The organism is Flavobacterium sp. FlaQc-28, assembly GCF_044007415.1.
GTDB lineage: Bacteria > Bacteroidota > Bacteroidia > Flavobacteriales > Flavobacteriaceae > Flavobacterium.
Window position 1 is genome coordinate 362,113 of the sequence record NZ_JBIPCM010000002.1, and the last position, 18,735, is coordinate 380,847.

Sequence of the window (18,735 nt, forward strand, 5' to 3'; positions counted from 1 at the left end):
TTGAAAATGATTGATAATCTAAATGCTGATTATCGGGAATTATTGTTTTTGTATTTGTGTTTTTTTAAGTCCGATTAGGGTAAAGCTTCAAAATTTATTTCTGGCTTTTTATTTGCTAAAGGTCTTGAAAAAATTGTTTTTGGCGTTGTGTAATTATTAAAAAAGCCCCCATTTTTTAAATAAAAAGAATTAGCGTCAAGTCCGCCTGCAAAATCCATTCGGTATTCTTTTGCACCCGTATTGTCGGTTGTAAAGCGCGCCGAATTAATTTCTAACCAAACTCCTTTTTCGTCGCAAATCCATTGATTGTTAAATAAGACTTTACGAGAAAAATCGCCTTGTTCTGGAACAAAATTCTCTAGAAATGAATGAAATCTTTTTAAATACGTATTGGTTTGCGGACGGTTAAAGCTCGCAATCAAAAGCCATTTTCCTTGTTCTGGTGCGTAAAAGTAGGCTGTATAAGTTGTTGTGTTGTTGTTTAGTGGAAATCCTTGTAATAAAAATTTATAAGTTGTTCCTGCTTTCCAGTTGTATTTTAGGTAACTCTGTCCTCCTGAACCTTCGTTTCCGAATTCGCCGGTATGTACATTTTCGCCTTTTTTTAGCATTTTTATTTTATGTGATTCAGGAATACTAGCTGGATCATCTGTTGTAAACGGACTCCAAACAGAGAATAAAACTCTTCTTTCGGAAGCTGAATTTACTTGAATTCCAAAATATCCTTCTCCAAAACCATTTGCCATAAAATAAGAACCAATTTTGTCTTCGTTTTCAGGAACAGTAAGTTCGTTGTAATACCATTTTGCATTCGTGTTTTCTGGAACTTGATAGTTTAAGTGCACAGATGGGCCGCGACGCCCCCAATGGTAGAAGTTTCCTTCGTTGTTAGGAACGAAAGCAATTTTTGCATCGTAATCATCACTTGAAATCGTTAAGCGATTAATTGACGGAAAACGATCACCTGTTTTGCTGATTCCTTTTATTTTTACGGCAACATATCCTTCTTGGTTTATTTTCCAAGTTCCCGCTGTAACTGCTTTTTTTGATGTTGTAAATTTTACTCTTTTAGCCTCATTGTTAATTGAAAATTCAAGTTCTGATTTTCCAAAAACTTGTACAGATTCTTCTATAGTAATTTGAAAATTTCCTGCTTTTGATACTCTAAAATAAGCGGTGAAATATTCATCAGAATTGGTCCAGTTTTCAATACCGTTATCTGTAATTGTATTGCTTTCGTCTACATGTTTAGAACTATAAGCATTACCGGCAAGTGGCAGCGAAATTTTGGTTTTTGGATTTTCTAAACTTGTTTTTTCGCTAAAAATGTCGTTGCTGGCTGTACAGGAAAAAGCGGCTAAAGCAAGGATTAAGCAGAATATGTTTTTCATAGATATAGGTAATTTAGGTTTTCTTTTTTTGAAGTTCCTCTCTAATGAACCAAATTAGAGAGGCTTCAAAAACAAAAACAATTCTAAACAATTATGGGTTTTGAGTCAGTGTTCCTGGATAAGCATTTATTTCTGACTGCGGAATATATTGTACTACTCTTGGGCTTGAAGCCGGCCAGTCAACCATTGGTAAATGCGGTCCTGGATAGTGACGTGTCATCGTTTGTCCGTTTCTATAAACATCATAACCTCGGTGTGCTTCAAAAGCTAGTTCTAATTGACGTTCTTCGTCTACACGCTGTACTGCATTTGTATTGTCTAATGATGTATAGCCGCCGCCAACGATTGATCTTGAACGGATAATGTTTAAGTTCGTCAATGCACTGTTATAATCTCCTTTTTTAACATAAGCTTCTGCCATATTCAAATACAATTCATCTAATTTTGAAATAGAAGGGGAGTACAAGTGAGAGTCATTATTTTGTAAAGAACATTTGGTGACATAATACATAGGATAAACTCTGTTTAACAACATCATATAATCTTTTTCACCTGTATATGTTTTTCCTTCATATACAATTGAATACTGATTTTCCGCTGCATTTACTACTGTTAAGTTATAATCTGTAGATCCAATTGTGATATAATACGAACCATTAGAATTTGTTTTAAGAGGCTGCTGCATATAGTTATAGCCAGTTTGCGTGCCGCTTGTATTTTTAATGTCGTAGATAAAACGGAATGCTTGAGTTTTGGTTCCAGCTTCGTCTGTATCGTATTGCGGGTCAATAAAAGCCCAGCGAGCATCTTTTTTCAATCCTGATTTTCTTAATAAATCCAAGTATTTTGCACTTGCGTACATTTCGCCCCATCCTTGACCTTGAATGTTAGCATACATACCGCCAATTCCATAATAATGATCATAACCTGAAAATTCTGAAGCTACTCGTTTAACGGCAAAAATAGTTTCGGTTTGTTCATCAGAATCCGGTGCATAAGTATTAGATTTCATAAAACTTTCACGGCTCAATAGTTTATACTTCCCACTATTGATTACTTTGTTAGCGTATTCGATTGATAGTGTTGCATAATCCTGATTAGGATTTTCATAGGTACCACTCATATATAAGTATACTCTTGAAAGCATTGCCTGTGCTGCTTCTTTTGTAGCATAAGCTGCAGATCTGTCAACAGTCATTAAAGATTCTGCTTTTTTAAGATCGCTGATCGCTTGTGCATAAGTATCTTTTACTGTTGATCTATCTGGTAATACAAGATTAATTACGTCTGCTGGCAACCCATTTACAATTGGCACGCCTAAATTAGTTTCCGGCGATTGCGAATAAGGTCTTCCATAAGTACGGCATAAGTAAAAATAGATCATGCCTCTTAAGTAATACGCTTCTCCAAGTTGTTGATCTACAGTCGCGCTTTCACCTTCTGTAATCATTTTAATTAAATCACTTGACTGTGAAACAATCTTATAACTGTTGTTCCAAAAAACAGATAATCTATCGTTGTCTGGAATATGTTGATACGAAATAAAAGAGTAGAATGAATCTGTAGATGTTCCTCTAATCATGATATTGTCACTTGGATATTCTCCAACTCTGTGCATAACATCAGACCAGCCTTTTAATTGTGCATAACAGCCGTTTAATAAAACTTCTACAGCTGCTACTTTATCTTCTTCGATTTTGTCTTTTGTATAGGAACCAAATGGCTCTCTGTCTAAATCACATGAGGACAGAAAACTAATTGCCATACATAATATAAATATTTTTTTCATGATTTTGTTTTAAAGAGTTACGTTAAGTCCTAGTACAATTTTGCGCGTTGAAGGATATACTTGTGTTGCTACACCTGTAATAGTATATTGTTGATTTGCTGAGTTGTAAGTAGGAGGGAGTTCAGGATCAACACCAGAATAATGACTGATGGTAAACAAGTTTTCTCCAGCTATATATAATCTTAAATTTGAAATATAAAGACGCTCAATCGGCATATTGTATCCAAAAGTGATGCTTCTCATTTTTAAGTAAGTACCTGTTTCTAAGAAACGAGATGATGCTTTGTTTGATTGGCTGTTGTTATCATAAAGTGCCTGTGGATGAGTCGCAATATCTCCTGGTTTTTCCCAACGGCTCCATCCGCTGTGAAGTTTCATTTGATTTCTGTCATTATAAGCACCATCTGAATCAAATTCTGCTCTCGCATAATTATAGATTTCACCACCAACTGAATAGCTGAAAATAGCAGCAAAATCAAATTTCTTGTAGTTTAAACTAGTAGAGAATCCTCCAAAAAAGTCTGGAGTATAGGCTCCAACTACTTTTCTGTATTTAGAAGCTTCACCATAATTGCTTGTTTTTACACGCTCACCCGCAGTATTTGTAGTATACCATTGTGGTTTTCCGTTTTCAGGATTAACGCCAGCCCATTCCGTTACGTACCAGCTGTCAACATCATTTCCTGGTTTTAAAAGTTTGTTTGCAGAACCTGCAGCACCACTTCCGTCACCTACAATGATTTCTTGTTTATCACCGTATAGTTTTGTTACCTTATTTTTATTAGTACCAATATTGGCATCTATCGACCAGTTTAAGTTTTCATTCTTGATGATGTCAACATTAACAGAAGCTTCAAAACCTCTATTGTTTACTGCGCCTACGTTTCTCCAAATACTGTTCACTCCAATTACACCTGGAAGCGGCACTTGGTACAATAAATCAGAAGTATTTTTATTGTAGTAGTCTAAAGTAATATTTACACGTTTAAAGAAGCTTACATCTACACCAACACCGCCTGTAAACGTTTTTTCCCAGCTTAAATCAGGATTAGCTAATTGTGAGATTAACGCTCCTGGACTTTCATTATAGCTGCTTTTTGAGAAAGAATATAAAGGCAGGTGAGGGTACAAACTATTAGGTCTGTTTCCTACTGAACCATAACTAGCTCTAAGTTTTAAATTATTGATGTAATCTGCGTGAAAGAATGCTTCATTATGAATGTTCCATCCACCGCTTATAGAATAAAAATTACCATATTGTGCATTTTTTCCAAAGTTTGATGCTCCATCACGACGGAAAGACACTTGTGCTAAATAGCGATTATCATACGAATAATTTACATTTGATAATAAAGACTGAACTGCCCATTGTGATCTTCCACCCGCTACTTTTTCAGGAACAGCTGCAGCGTCAGGAGCTACAATTCCAGGAGGAATTCCTGTTGCAATAGCTTGGCTGAATTTTTTGTTGTATTCATTCCATTCATAACCAGCAATAGCATTAAACGAATGGCTGCCAAATGATTTGTTGAATTTTAATAACTGATTAGTATATATTCTGTTATAAGTATCGAAGTTGTCTTCAATTCTTCCTTTTACAGCAATCCCATTTGCTGATCTTGGATCAGTATAATAACTTGCATTTGAATTACCAAATATGTAATTGTTTACAGATGAAAAAGTTAACCATTTTGTAAACTTAATGTCAAAATCAAGATTAGTTCGAACAGTGTATGTTTCAGATTCATTGCTGTTCCACTGTAAATCATATAAGTAATTTGATCCAGTTGTGTTTACCCAAGTTGGGTTTGGTGCATTTCCTACTAAAGTGCCATCTGCTAAATAAGGACTGTCCCAAGGCATATTTGCATATAAAGCGTATACATCATGTTGTTTGTCTAAAACAGATTCTCTAGTTAAATTTACTTGAGGTCTTAAAGTAAACCAACTGCTTGGTTTGTATTCAAACTTCATAAGACCGTTGTATTTTTTGTAGTCGTACCCTTTTATAGCCCCTGTTTCGTTGTAAAGACCTACAGAAACATAACTTTTAAAGGTTTCACCACCGCCGCTGAATGATAAGTTGTAATCTTCTGCAATACCTGTTTGAGTTGCATTATCCCACCAATCAAAGTTTTTGTTTCTTAATTCCGGTTTCCACCACCAAACATTTTGAAAAGTTTCTTTGTTTGCAAATGAATCATATAAATCATATAATTCGGAGCCATTCATAATTTTGAAATTTCCATTGTTTATAGAAGTCATGGCAGTTTTCGCAGAAAAATTAATGGTTGATTTTCCATTTTTTCCACTCTTAGTAGTAACTACAATTACCCCATTTGCTCCTTGTGATCCATAAACAGCCGTAGAAGCTGCATCTTTAAGAACCGTCAAGGTTTCAATATCAGCTGGATTTACATTTGCCGAAGTATTCCCCACAATAACTCCGTCAATTACCCATAAAGGGTCTGTACTTCCATTGACAGTTGTTCTACCTCTAATGATTACTTTAGCTGCTGCTCCTGGCTGTCCGCCACCTGTATTTACAAATACGCCGGTAGCTTTTCCTGCCAGCATATTTTCAACATTAGGTGTAGTTACATCTACAATTTTTTTATTGTCTAAAGTTTGCAAAGAACCTGTCAAACTTTCTTTTTTTACTTTGCTGTATCCTACAACAACAACTTCGTCCATTTGCTGGCCGGCTTCTTTCATAACAATTTTCAGAATACCGTTTCCAGCTGGAACTTCTTGATCCTGCATTCCCATAAAGGTAAAGACCAAAATAGCGCTGTCATTAGGAACTTCGATGGCAAAACTTCCATCCATATCAGTTTGCACTCCTTTTGTAGTGCCTTTTATATTAACATTTACTCCAGGAACAGGAATTCCTTTTTCATCTACAACTTTACCTTTTACAATTTTTTGAAATGCCAGGAAACTGGTTTCATTTGTCGAAATTTCTTTTGCAGGTGCTGCAGTTGTAATTTGAAAGCTTAAGGACAACAGAGATAATAATGTTGTTTTTAAAGTTTTTTCAAGTACAGTATGCAACCTGAAATTTTCAGGTTTTTTTGAGAATACCTTCTTCATACTCTTGATTTGGTTTTGGTTACTAAATGTGTTTTTTGTCTGGTTGTTTTTATTTTAATTATTTAAGTTTTCTAGTGTTTATTTTTTTTGGTTTTTGCTAACTAAAAAGATGCTTAAATAGATCAAAAAAAGGCGAAAAAAATCGCTTAAAAACTTTATTATTTGACGAAACTATCGATTATATTTTTATTAACCAAGAAAAAACACAAAAAATGTGCTCGAACACACGATATTTGTGTTCTCGAGCACATAAAATTGTGCAAACTGTTTTTTTTGACTTAAATAGATACGATATTTTTAAGAAAATTGCTTTCAAGGTGAGTTCTTCATTTTAGTCAGATTTTCAGTCTGAATATTTAATATTTAAAAAATGAAAAATAGTTGTTTGTATTTATGAGAATATCGCAATTATGAATCAAAAAGTCTAGTAATAAATTAAACTTTCTGGTAGTTCGAATTATGCATTTTTTTGCATAATTAGGGTTTTCTGATACAGGTAAAAAAGAATCTGAAACTGAGGTTAATTCAAAAATAAAAGTTTGAATGTCAACAGCTTTTTAGAAAGATAGAATAGGGCGTGTTTTCTAAATTTTAGAGTTTAAAAAATGACCTGATTTCTTTTCTATTTGGAGCTGAAACTTTACTAAAATCAGGCCTGATTTTTTGAATGTTTTTTGCCTGTTTTTTTAATCTGATAATTTGAAATAGAATAGTATATTTTAGATCGATTGATGCTAAAATAGATCGCTATGTGAAGTAATTAAAAAAGAATAAGGAACAAGAAAGATTGATTGAAAATTATGCACGGTAAAAATCAGCATTTTCAGAATTAATTATATCAATTGGCAATAAAGTTACTGCCGGAGTTTCTTTACGGAACAGAAAATGCTCTATAAGGTATATAATGCCTAAATAAACTTGTCTTTTTTGATTTTGATGAATTAGGAAATCAATTACTCCCTGATTCAAATTGGTTACGTTTTCATCAACTAAATCATAGCCTATCATGCGTATTCTTTTATCCTTAATTTTGTTGATAATCTTAGAAACTTGATACGCTTTAGAAGTAGTTATAAAAACGCCTGATAAGTCAGGATTTTCATTGATGAAGTTTTTTAGAGCAACTTCTAGATTTGGGTTTTTTAGTTTTAATGTAGTAATCTTATATTCTAAATTATTTTTCTGACTGAAAAAGGATCTGAATCCTCTTTCTTTTTCCTGCATATGAATAGCATTTTTGTAGGTTTCGTCAATATGTATAATGGCAATGTGTCCTTTATCAAGGATTGTGTTTAATAATTTTGCAGCTACACGACCGCTTCGGTACAAATCCTGTCCAACAAAATTTTTCACAGCAGCCGATTCGACCTGATTATTAAACGTATTTACAATAATATTTAAGGATTCGTATTTTTTTATTGCATCAAGTGTTTCTTTATGAAATAGCGGAGCCAGTAAAACTGCGTCGGGCGATTTCTCGATAATAGTTTCATTGATGCTCAAAAATGATTTTGTTTTTTCTGGATTAAAGTAAAAAGTCTCAATAAGTAAATTGTAGGCTTTAAATTCCTGTGCAGCTTCTTTAATTCCTTTTAGACAAGGAAGCCAATACGGATCTATTTTTGGGTCGGGAAGAAGAATGCAAATATGATAAACTTTATTGTTTTTTAAATTTCGGGCAATAAGATTTGGCTCGTAATTAATTACGTTTAATACTTCATTTACTTTTTCAAGAGCAAGCGGCGAAACTTTTCCGCGCTTGTGCAATACTCTGTCAACAGTTCCTTTTGAAACTCCTGCCATTTTAGCAATGTCCTTAATAGTATGTTTTCTATCCATAAAATTGTTGTATAAAAACGATACGTTTATTTGTCTATTAATTTAATAAGTGTATATAATTTTAATGCATAGAAAATAGATAATTCCAACTTTTTCAGCGTTTAAATTTATTTTCAATACATTAAATTATAACTAACCGAATGGTTTGTTTTATTTTAAATGCGGTAATGAAATTTTAAATTGATTTTGCGATTTCAACACTCAATTCAGTATTCTTTAAGTTTAACTCCTCACGTTTCATTCCTTTTAGAAGAATATTTTTTCCTAAAACCTCTTTTCCTATTTTGTTACCGCTGATTTCTACATTTTTACACGCCTCGATTCTAAAATTGTATTTTTCAGGATACCAAGGTGTAAATGCAAAACTTCTTTTAATAGTATTATTTTTAAAGCTTAATCCATCTACAGATACGGCATATAGAATAGGGTAGTCTGATGGATTAAAACTATTGTTTTCTATTTTTATGTTTTTATGAAAAGGCTGTGCAGCATTTGGCTGTGGAATTTCAGGGTAAATACTGATAATGGCTTCGCAGAATTGATAATAAGACGAATTACAAGGATATCTAAATTCATTGTTTTTGATGGTAATGTCTTTTACTGCACCGCTTTCGTACCAATAATTAGCGTCGCCTGCAATAAGAATTGCTGAACCGCTGGTTTCAAAAATATTATTTTCGATAATTACTTTTCCTGGAGTTGAGATTAGATAACCTCTAGCTCTATTACTGCCAACAAAACAGTTGGTAATTGTTGCATTAGGTGTCCAGCTTAGGTTTTCTAAAACAAAACCAGTATCAAGATCAGCTGGAATTTTTTCTTTAAATCTAATAATGAAATGATCCACATCTAAAGGCTCAAAACTCGAAACGGTGCCATAAGCTGTAGTTCCCATTTCTTTTTTCTGTATAAAACCTACTTTATCGCCTGTAACCGCCCATAATAATCCGTGCGACATATCTTGCCCAAATTTGCATTTTACAGCAAAGTCATCAACTTTTTGTATAACCGGTACATAAGTTCCATGAATATTAATAGGATCGTCCATTAAGCCTTGTGCATCGCAATTGTCAATTATGATTTCGCCTTTACATCCCATAAAATGTAATCCATCATCGTGACCGCTTAAATAGCGGTTTTTATGCGGGTTTGGAATCATGTTCACGTTTCGCATTTCTATATTTTCGCAATATTGAGACAAAATGCCTAAACCAGAAGTGTGATATACATTGATATTCTCTAATTTGGTGTTTTTACTATGAAATAAAAACATTCCAGCATGATCTCTTGTACCATGTCTTAATATAAGAAAGTTTCCAATTGCAGGAGTTTTTGTGAATTTTCCCTGCATGAGCACCAATCCAGGTTTGATTTCGCTGTATTTTACATTTTTTAGATCTCCTTTTACACAACCATTATCTCCTGTATTTGCAGGGATTATGTGGTTTTTATCAAATTCAATTAACCATGAACCTCCAGATAATGCCCAATTTTCATTGGCATTTTCGCCAACAAACGTTAATCCTTTTTCATGAATTTTATAAGGAGATTGCGTAATATCAATCTTCATAACGATATGATTTTCATCGGCTTCTACAACTTCAGCTTCAGAAGTTAGAGGAACATCCCAATCGATATTTACATTTTTGATCGTAATATTTTCAGCATTGTCTAAAGTAAAAGGCTGCATGTGTTCATGATAAACAAAATCTGATTGCTGTGCATTTATGGTTATGTTTTTTTTATCTTTTATAAGTATAGCTAGTTTTCTAACAGCTGCATCATAAGTATTACTTTCGTAGTAAGTTCTATAATAATTGGCATCTGGGTAAAAATCATATCGGCCTTTAGGGAAAATAATTTCTACGGGCTCGCTGCCTAATCCTTCAATAAGTTTGTTGACTTTTGAGGTTAGATTTTCTTTAGTGCCAGCCGTAATACCGTAGTCTTTTACATTTATTTTTTTGACTTTATTTTGTGCGGTACAAATGGTTATTATAGAGAAGAAGATGTATGTTAGAAAAAGTTTATGCATGTTTCTTTTACTTTATTTCAAAATCCGTGTTATTAAAAGTCTCAACTGTATCCTCAGTTTTTGTTAATATAATAACGGATTTATAGGTGCTATTTTTGGTTGTTAAATTTTTTGATAATTGGTGTCAGGTGATTTTTTGTATCATCATCTAAAATGCTTAAAGCTTGATCTGATTCTTGAGTTGAGAATTTTGACAATCCGTAAATTCCGGCAGCAATTACATTATAAGATTGATTTTTTGTGCTCTCAATCATCAGTGCTTTATAAGACGTATCTCCTGTTGAAGCTAATTTTACAATAGCGGCTGCTCTGGCGTTTGTTTTTAAATCATTTTTAGCAATGTCAAGTAATGTTTTAATGGCTGCATCTTTTGTTTCACGATCTCCTAAATCAATTCCTTTAATACATAATGTTCGCAAATCATCCTGTTGATCTTTTAAACCTGCTAATAATACAAGCTGCGAATCATGACTTTTATCTTTTGATGCAAATTTTATAGCTTCAATTCGGTTGTAGTAAGAAGGCACATTTTTATATTGGTACAGATAATCAGCAGCAGTTTTTTTATCTACATTAACTTCGCCAACTAAGATTTTATCTGGATCTAAATCTATAAATTCAGGTTTTGAAGGAAGGTCAAAACTGAAACTTTGTTCTCTTTTATTAATTAAAATATCCTTTCTTATTTTAGTTCCGTTTACGTAAAAATCAATTTTTAAAGGAAGTGTAAAGGTTTGCACAGCACTATCCTGAGATTGAGTGATAGTAATGATGATTTTTCCGTTAACGTATTTGTAATTAACATCCAGAATAGGACTTCCTGCATTAAAATACCATTGATTAAAATAAGGCAGCCAATCTTTTCCAGTTACTTCTTCCATAGACAAACGCAGCTGATGCGGTTCGCCAGATTTATAAGCATTTGTTGTTAAATAATGATTTAATCCTTTAAAAAATGCTTCGTCACCCATTTGGTTTTTCATGGCATACAAAATGATAGAACCTTTAGAATAGCTGATATTATCAAACATATCGTCTGCGTTTTTGTAATGAAAACGTGCTAAAATAGGACTGTTACCATTTTTCTGAGAACGCATATAATTTTGAAGTTTCTCATAACGGGATCTGTCTTCCGCATCTTGTCCGGCATCATGACCGTGCCAAAGTACTTCTCCAAAAGTGGCGAAAGATTCGTTCATTGTTAAGTTTGACCACGATTCAGCTGTTACATAATCTCCAAACCATTGATGAAAAAGTTCGTGAGCAATTGTACTTTCTTGATTATCATCTAATAATTCTCGTTCTGTTTTTTGTACATATTCGCCATGAACTGTCGCTGAAGTATTTTCCATAGCACCTCCAAAATAATCTTTCACAACAATTTGTGCATATTTTGCCCAAGGATATTCTACGCCAAGCATTTTACTGTAAAAATTCATCATATCTGGCGTTTTATAAAAAATCTGTTTGGCATAGGGCGCATATTTTGGCTCTAAATAATAGCTGACTTCTTTACCATTATACGAATCTTTATAGATTTTAAAATCTCCAACAGCCATCATAAACAAATAAGGTGCATTTGGCTGTTCCATTTTCCAAGTGTCCGTTCTTGTTCCGTCTTTATTTACTTTTTGTGAAGTTAATTTACCGTTTGACAAAGTGGTATATTTTGATGGAACTGTCATAGCAATTTCAGAAGTTGTTTTCTGATTTGGTTTGTCAATTGTCGGAAACCAGCAAGACGAAGCTTCAGTCTCGCCTTGAGTCCATATTTGTGTTGGTTTATCTCCCTTTCCGTCAGGATTAATAAAATACAATCCGTTTGAGTTTGTAATCGATTCGCCGTCTTTACTTTTCAGTTCTGCTGGTTTTGCCGTATAATCAATAAAAAGGGTATATTTTTCAGAACCTTTATATTTTCTGTCCAGTTTAATAAAAAGCTGTTCGCTGTCGTAAGTATATTTTAAAGGTGTTTTTTTCTTTCCTTCTACGATCGAAATTTCTTTAAAATCCATTCCTTTTGCATCCAAAGTAAGCGAATCTGTTGCATAGAAATGCGGTTTTAAAGTAAGCCATTCTTTTCCGTACAAATGTCTTTTTCCATAATCAAAAGACACTTCCAATTTTGTGTGTACCAGATCGTGAACTTTTAGTGGAGTTGCTCTGTAAATAGCTAACTGCTCCTTGTCTTTCTCAGTATTTTGAGCCTGAATGTTTTGGCAAGCCAAAGTAACTAAGCTTAAAACAGTATATTTTATAAAATTTTTATTCATTTTGTGTAAGTATATATTTTTTAAAGCTTTTCGATAATTCTAACTTCGCCGTCTTTTTCATCAGCTGTTAAAATATCCGATTGTTTTTGAGTATACATTTGTAAACTCCATTGAACAATTTTGTTTTCAGGATATAATTTGGCCTGATTTCGAATCCATTCTTCTGCTTTTTTTGTTGAAGAAGTTTTCTCAACAGCCCAAGCTGAAATAAGTTGATTTGCAGGTAAAAAATTCATAACAGTATTGTCAATCTTTGGATTAAAAGAAACGATTTTTTGCAACGATTCTTTAGCCTTTTCTGTATTACCCAAACTTGTATAACATTGATAATCCATCCAGTTTTCTAATCTTTCATCGATATTTTCGTCGTATGGTTTTCCAACACCTAAATTTTCTGGAAACAGTTTGGCATCAGCAATTAGCTGTAATGCTTTTTTGTATTGTTTACTTTTCATTTCGGCTAAAGCCTGCATCAATTTAGCTTCATGATACAATTGTCTTCCTGCAGTTGCACCTTCAAACGGAAGGATTTCTAACTTGGTCAAAAAGGCATCTGCTTCGCTGTATTTTTTATTAAGAAGTAAGGTTTTAGCATACAACATTCCCATTAAATAATTCTCTTTATGCTTTTTATAAAATGGTTCTGTTATGGCAAGTGCTTTGTCATATTGTTTTAAACTGATGTAATGTTCAGCTAATAACTTATTATATCTCCATCCTTGATTGTCTAGTTTTAAAGCTTGTTGTAAACTTGCTGTTAGGATTTCAGGATTATCTTTCATTAAAGATGCTTTTGCAGCATAAAAAGCCGGGTCAGCAGGTTTAGAACCACATTGATTGAAGAGTTCTTTTGCTTTTGAAAGATTATTGCGATTCCACTCAATTAAAGCCAAATGATATTTTAACTGCCATTGTTCATTTTTCTTAATAAGATCTTCGAGTATAACTGCAGTTTCATGACGAAATGGAAAACTAAGTCCGGGCTGAATTTTACTTAAATCAACGGCTTTGTTTTCTAAAAATGCTTTCCAATAAATAATTTCAGCACTTGGAGCCGCTGTCGAGAAAACCTTTAAAGCCTCGTCCTTGCGGCCCAGATGCTGGTACCAGATTCCTAATTCAAGATAAGTTTGCTCTGGCATTTCGTTTTTTATCAATGAAGTGAAATTCATTTTTGCAGTATCTGAATTTGCCCAAAGAAAATTTTCAAATCCTGCAAAATGATTTAACGGATCAACATTGTTTATTTTATTCAAGGTTGCATCAGCTTTATTTTTATTGTTTTGTAAACGATATATAACGGCTAAAAGCTGTAATCCTTCTAGATTGTTCTGATTATTGAGTAAACTTTTTTCAGCATATTCAGTGGCTTTTGTTAGATCATTTTCGATGAAATAAATTTGACTTAAAGCAGTATAAGCAGCGCTTCGATATTCGACACTAGCGGCAGCAATATCAAATCCATCTTTTGCATCGACATTATTTCCTAAATGCATATTTGCCAGTGCATAATAATAGTTTGCAGCAGGATCGTAAGTATTTATGGCTAAAGCTTTGGCAGCTGATTTGACTGCATCTTTGTATTGAAATTTGCGAATTTGCAATACTGCAAGATCAGAAAGAGCAGGAGCGTAGTTAGGATCCTTTTTCAGACATTCGTTCAGCATTTCTTCGGCTTTTATATAATCTTTAAAACTGATGTAGTTTTTGCCTTGCAGATATAATCCGTACATTGAATTGTTGTCAAAATCTTTTGGAACTTCTAAAGGACGATTTAGGTTTCCGTCTTCAGGTGCCGAATTCCAAACGAGTTTATTGCCTCCAATTGTCAATCTTAATTTGTTTTGATCAACTGCAACTTGAATAGAATCTTTGAATACTTGTAAAGTATTAACTGAAATATCTTTGGAATAGACTTTTTTTCCATTATCAAAAACTTCCAATTTTTCATTTAATTTTTGAAGTGGAGAGAAATAGATTTTCAGCCAGCCGTTTTCATTTTTTACGTTTACAGCGCCATAATTATTGGCTTTTACAAAACCTTTAGTCTGTTTTACAGGAAACCAATATTCTGTCCAAGAATCAGTTTGATACGGTGCAAAAGAACGTTGTTTAAAAGGAGTTAAATTACTGCCTTCGCTTGCTTGATTAAATAATCGGCCGCTTTGCACTTCTACATATTGACCATCAGTATCTGTAAGCAGTTTTTCCCAAATCATTCCCTGCTGTGACAATCCCCAAATCCAGATTTTTTTCCCCGGTTTATCATCATAATTGCCATATCTTCCCATTCCAAAATCTTCATCATGGTAATAACCGCCAAAGAAATCATTGTGTTTCCCAAAAACATGATACGATTTATAACCGCCAAAATCATTGTTTTTATAATACGATAAATCTTTGCCGTTTTTTTTATCAATTGGCCATTCGTTGTGTTCTCCATTATGACCAATGTAGCTTTGTCCTGGAAAAATAAATTGTAAATTTCCTGCGGCTTTAATTCCTGTATTCATCCAAGTATAATACGGCTGTTCAGATTCTGTCGAATTAAACCAAAACGAATTGGTTGTAAAATAAGCTTTGTCTTTAGGTAAGTTAATATCTAATTTCCATGAAGTGCGGGTTAGTAAATCCAAAACGCCTATAATACAACTTACACTGCCGTCTTCTCTAGTTATGGTGGTGTAATCTACAGGAGTTGCACAGTTTGGAGTGTGTCCGATAATACCATAATTTCCTTCAACACCTCCGCTTGTCCATGGACCGCGCATGGCAATGTCTCTAAACTTGATAACATGGTTGTTGTAAACAATATCTTTTCCAGTCGATTTTTCTATGGCAGACCACACTTTTCCGCCAATTTCAGGCAGAATTGTCAACTTAATATAATCGTTTTCAAGTTCGACAACTTTCCATTCCTTTTGCACAGCTTTATCTGTAAAACCATCGAAACGATAGTATGGATACACTTTTGTATCTGGTTTAGGAATTGGATCTGGATCTGAAAAAGGATAGGTTGTAAACACCTTTTTGTATTCCTTGATAGTTGGTTTATTTTGTGCGTTGACAAAGAGGCTTCCAAAAAGTAAAATCGATAAAAATGGTCTAAGTTTCATATGGAGAGCTGTTTTATTGTGGTTATTTTTGCCTGATAATTAGGTTGTTTTCTCGCATTTTTGTCATTTCGACGGAGGAGAAATCACACTAGGGAATCGACAAAGATTGACGATTTTCTATACGGAATTTCTTGTGTGATTCCTCGTTTCTCGGAATGACAAATAGTACGATATAATTGTTTATTACCGTTATTTATTTAACAATCAATAACCATCCTTTTCCTTTTGCTACTGGAATTTCATCCTTTGCAGTAAAAGTTTTTGCAGGCTGGAAATTGATAACTTCTGGAGCCGTAATTGTTGCTTTGGCAGGATTTATTCCTAGTTTTTTCCAATCGATGTTCAATTTTACATTTACATCACTATCAGCCCAGCTTGCAATAGAAATTAATGCTGTTCCGTTCTTTTTGTAAACAGTTGCTAGAACTTTATCATTACTTGTTTTTACTGGACAGTTTTCACTCCAATATCCAATCATCTCAGAACCTTTGATTCCAAAAGAATCCCATAATTTCCAAATATTTCTAGGATCAGCATTATTACTCCACGGAAGTCTGTTTGTCATTCCGTAAACCATTCCTCTCCAAGGATTTCCTCCATCTTGCAGCATTTCGCCCATTAATCCAAAAGGAATTCCGCTTACTTCAGTTAAGAAAAAGTCAGGTTGTCCTTTTTCGTAATCAAAGTATTCTCCAAACCATAGTTTATTGATGTACGGAAAGTGTTCCATGTATAAATTGGCACTATTGTTAAAACCATCGCTTTTGTTGTATTGATTCGCACTGTGTAAATCGATAATTCCTGGGTGACCGTCTTTGGTTAAAACTCTTTTAATACGTTTCATTGTGATTCTGTCAAAAGCAACATCGTCAAGATAAATTCCATCAATACCAACATTTTGTGTTAGCCAGTTCATTCCTTCTACATAGTAGTTATGCCAACGGTTCATGCCGCTGTTTACTATTGCCGCATCTTTAATTTCAGGCACAAACCAAGCTGCGATATAATCATCGCCTACGTGTTCTTGCAGCCAAGAAAATCCACCGCCTTTTCCTGGAGAATAAATTTCATGTCCTAAACTTTTTAAAGCAAAAGTCTCGTAAGCTTTATTCGAAACTTCTCTAACGGTATTGTAGATTTTTACTTTTAAACCTTTTTGATGCGCTTCATCAATATAGTTTTTCATCTTTTTAAATTCGATAAAAGGGTAGTTGATGTAAGGGTTGATAGCATTTGCGTGGTGAATATTGATTACCGTTACACCAGTTTTGGCAATTGAATCGATTGGACTGTATTTGTGATAAAATTTGTTATCCCATTGAAAATCCGTATTGATGGTGTGAAACGGAGTGATCAGTAAAGTAAAGTTGTAATACAAAACATCTCCTTTTTTCATGTTGCGAGCACCACTGTATGCGTTTACTAAAACCGATTTTTGGTTTGGTGTTATAGTGATTCCGCCTTTGTTTTCGTTACCCCAAGAAGCAGGTAATAATAATGGTTTTTGTAAATAGAAATTAGTGTTTAGCGGACGGCTGTATTTTTCATCTCTTAGAGAAAACTGCAATCCAGAATTTACATTTCCTATCCAAGCGCCATCTTGATTTTTATGGGCAACGTCCCATTTCCAGTCAAAAGATGCAGGACGATCACCACCTTTTTGACCAAGTCCCATCATATATTTTGCAGATGTTAGCTGCATTGGCAGTTGAAAATTAATGTCGTTGAATGAAGCATCTTCTAAAGCGGTAACCTTAACGGTATAATGTAAAAAACCATCAAATTCAATAGCAGCATTTACATCCATTTGAACTGATTTTGATGTAGATGTGCTTTCCCAAGATACGGTTCCGGCCTCTTTTTTAGTGAATTTTAAACCATTATTTTTCCATTGCAGTGATTCTTTTCCTGCTGCATCTATAAAATGGAATGTTATTGGAGCACTTAAAATATCATTTGGTTTTGTCGTGACAGTTGTCATTTCTGGCGTGAAAAAAGTCTGAATTTGAGTTGGAAAACCATTAGCTCCTAAAGCTAGTTTGCGACCTAATAAAGAAATTTCAGTATCTTTTACTACTAGTGGAGTATAAGGTGCAATTACGGTATTTTCTTGAGCTAATGTAGAATTTAACCATTTTAAACGCGTCATTTTTTCAGGACTGTCAATGCCTCCGTTTTTAGTAACTTCATTAGTTACTGTTATTTGAAGTGTGATTGCTGTAGATTTTCCGTCAGCGGTAACAGTTGCTTTTCCGGTATAATTTCCAGCGGCAGCAGTTTGTGGAACATCAATCCCGCACCACATTGCCTGAACTTTTCCTTTTGAAATAGAAACAGTATTGGTAAAAGGAGTGCCGTCATATTTTGTTCCGTCAGTATTGATACAGCTGATGTCTTTTCCTTCTATTGTCGCTCCATTTGTACTGACTAAATTCGTAAAAGATATTTTTACATTTTTTAAATCTGCAAGAGCGTATACTCCTAATTGAAAAGCTAAATATTCGCCTTTCTTTGCCGTATCAGAAAAATTGTTTTGTATACCTTTTTCAATCCAGCGTTGTGGTAAATCATTTTTCATTCGAATGGAGTGCAGTCTATCTTCTGGGAAGACAAGAAAAGTACTGCCGCTGTTTTTAGCAATAATAGCAGACGTTTCAGCAGCTGTTGCAATTACTTCCATTGGATAAAAGCTGTTAAAAGCATTTACACTTTGAATTTCTGTAATAGTACAATTGTCTTTTAGACCTGCTTTTATTTTAGAAATCCACTGCGCATCTGCTTTGTTTTCTGCTTTAGCATAAATTCCTTTTGGATAATTGGCTGTGCCTTCATCAATGTAAGGCATATAATAAACATAATAAGTTCCTTTACCAGAAATTGGTTCAAAGTAAATTGTTCCGTTTTCTCGGTTGATGTTTTCTGTTTTTACATTAAGAATTTCTTTACCAGCGGCATCTTGAACAATAATTTTTTTAAGTTCAGGTTTCTCATCTCTTCTGCGCCATTCTATAGTAGTTTTAGCGATATTTCCTGTTCCAGAAAAGTTAACAAGAACACGATGATTTCCTAGTAAATTAGGATTCCAGCTGTCGTTGCCGTCTGTATATTTTACTTGTGCAGTCAATGGAATACTGAAAATGAAAAGACACATAATCAATATGCTGCTTAGTATTTCGTTGTTTTTTAGGTTTAGTTTCAT

At 33.9% G+C, this 18,735-nt stretch carries 8 protein-coding genes; all 8 read right to left on the reverse strand.

The annotated features are described in order from the left end of the window. Positions 1-74: 74 nt before the first annotated feature. On the reverse strand, positions 75-1,391 hold the full coding sequence (locus tag ACHRVL_RS07470) for a DUF3472 domain-containing protein (RefSeq protein WP_395411559.1): 1,317 nt from the start codon (positions 1,389-1,391) through the stop codon (positions 75-77). Positions 1,392-1,482: 91 nt separating this feature from the next. Beyond that, positions 1,483-3,180, reverse strand: coding sequence for a RagB/SusD family nutrient uptake outer membrane protein (locus ACHRVL_RS07475; RefSeq protein WP_395411561.1), 1,698 nt, complete (start codon positions 3,178-3,180; stop codon positions 1,483-1,485). A 9-nt stretch (positions 3,181-3,189) separates the two neighbouring features. Next, positions 3,190-6,273, reverse strand: a complete 3,084-nt coding sequence (locus ACHRVL_RS07480) for a SusC/RagA family TonB-linked outer membrane protein (RefSeq protein ID WP_395411563.1) — start codon at positions 6,271-6,273, stop codon at positions 3,190-3,192. A 798-nt stretch (positions 6,274-7,071) separates the two neighbouring features. Beyond that, the gene (locus ACHRVL_RS07485; protein ID WP_395411565.1) at positions 7,072-8,112 is read right to left on the reverse strand and encodes a LacI family DNA-binding transcriptional regulator; all 1,041 of its coding nucleotides are present in this window, start codon (positions 8,110-8,112) and stop codon (positions 7,072-7,074) included. Positions 8,113-8,287: 175 nt separating this feature from the next. Continuing rightward, on the reverse strand, positions 8,288-10,147 hold the full coding sequence (locus tag ACHRVL_RS07490; protein ID WP_395411567.1) for a hypothetical protein: 1,860 nt from the start codon (positions 10,145-10,147) through the stop codon (positions 8,288-8,290). Between the two features lie 89 nt (positions 10,148-10,236). Continuing rightward, on the reverse strand, positions 10,237-12,420 hold the full coding sequence (locus ACHRVL_RS07495) for a M1 family aminopeptidase (RefSeq protein ID WP_395411569.1): 2,184 nt from the start codon (positions 12,418-12,420) through the stop codon (positions 10,237-10,239). 20 nt (positions 12,421-12,440) lie between these two features. Then, on the reverse strand, positions 12,441-15,536 hold the full coding sequence (locus tag ACHRVL_RS07500; protein ID WP_395411570.1) for a DUF5107 domain-containing protein: 3,096 nt from the start codon (positions 15,534-15,536) through the stop codon (positions 12,441-12,443). Positions 15,537-15,729: 193 nt separating this feature from the next. Beyond that, positions 15,730-18,735 (reverse strand): glycoside hydrolase domain-containing protein, encoded by a 3,006-nt coding sequence (locus ACHRVL_RS07505; protein ID WP_395411571.1) that lies wholly within the window; start codon positions 18,733-18,735, stop codon positions 15,730-15,732.